Consider the following 1,567-nt stretch of genomic DNA (forward strand, 5'->3'; position numbering starts at 1 on the left):
GATCTGCGCGCCGGTCTGCTGACCCAGCAGGTCGTAGGTGTAGGTCGTCACTGAACCGTCGGGAGCGGTAGAGGAAGTGGCGCGACCATCCAGGTCGTTTTGGAAGGTGGTGGTGGCGGTGCCCACATCAGACGGTGCCGCCTCACTCGCGACGTTGCCCGCTGCGTCGTAGGTCGTTTGAGCAGCAGACCCGTCCGGATTGGCTTGCGTGGCGACCTGACCGTCGACCGTGTAGCTGGTCACGGTCGCGGCCGTGGTGGCTCCAGGCTCGAGAGTTGCGACCTGCTCACCCTCGGCGTTGAAGGTCGTACGCGTGGAGCCAGCTACCTCCGTGCTTCCGCCCTCGGCAGTCGCGGTCGTCGCATTGCCTTGTGAGTCGTAAGTCGTGCTCGCCACACCGGGCACGAGGCTGTCGTCGGCCTTCTTCTCACGGCCGAGCTCATCGTAGGTGTGGGTCACGGTCGATACGGTGTTGCCGTCGCTGTCTAGAACCGTCTCGGTGACAAGCAGCGATGCCCCGTTGTAGCTCATCTGTCGCCAGTCGAGCTTCGCGGTCGTTGACTCGTGGCTGCGCCAGGTCTGGGTGGTGTTGCCGATCTTGTCGTAGGCCGTGTGCGTGACGACACCGGAAGCGTCCGTGCTTGCGGTGACACGCCCGAGCGCGTCGTAGGTGTTTGTCACGGTGGTCACACCGAGTGCGTCGGTCTCGGAGAGCAGGTTGCCGCGCGCGTCGTGGCTGTTGGTGCGCGTGAGAGTCTGGGTCGTGCCGCCACTTGCGAGCTGAACACCCAAGTCCGAGATTGACTCGGCCTCACCGGTGACCGTGTCAAACGCGGAGTAATCGGTGTGCGCGCTGTGAGTCGCGTCGATGCTCGAGAGCTGCGAGACCAGGCGTCCCTTGTGCGAAGCGACATCCTCGTACTCATACTCGGTGCGGGAACGCTCGCCGGACTTGGTGAGCGTCTTTTCCTCGGTAAGTACGTTGCCGCGAGCATCATAGGTCCGATACGTGGTCGAGCCTCCGCCGTCGGTCGTGCGGGTCAGATCGCCTGCAGTGTTGTAGACAAACGAGCTTGCACGGCCCGCTTCGTCCCACTCGAAGGTCACATCCCCGTTCGAGTCATAGGTGCGCTTGGTCTCGCGCCCAGTCGGCGATACTTCGCGAATAGGCAGGTTGGCCGCATCGTATTCCATGGTGGTCAGAAGTGTGGCTGAGCCCTCGTTGCTACGGGTGGCGCAGGTGCCCGTGGGGTTGTACTTGTAGGTGGTCACGCCATCAAACGTGCTCACCGTGGCCTCGCGACTCGCAGTGTTGCGGACGATCTCGCGGCGCATCGAGGTGTCCGCCTCGGCGTTGGCAACGGACTTCCAAGTTCCGTCAGTCGCGTACCCCACGGTCCACGTGGTGGTGGCCGAAGGCACGAGGATGCCCGCGACACGTCCGCCTGTGTACGGATAGGTGGTATCGAAGGCGCAGGCGGCGTCCTCAGCGGCGCGCTTGACGACAAGCTCGGTACCGGTCATGCCGTATTCGACCCGTGATAGCTCCTGGTCGGTAGCGCTCCAC

General features: G+C 63.8%; 1 protein-coding gene. It reads right to left on the minus strand.

Annotation, left to right across the window (positions count from 1 at the left end; genetic code table 11):
• On the minus strand, nucleotides 1–1,524 hold a 1,524-nt coding region (locus Q8K99_12185), incomplete at its 3' end, for a hypothetical protein (GenBank protein MDP2183312.1).
• Between the last annotated feature and the right edge of the window lie 43 nt (nucleotides 1,525–1,567).

This window comes from Actinomycetota bacterium, assembly GCA_030682655.1.
Taxonomy (GTDB): Bacteria; Actinomycetota; Coriobacteriia; order Anaerosomatales; family JAUXNU01; genus JAUXNU01.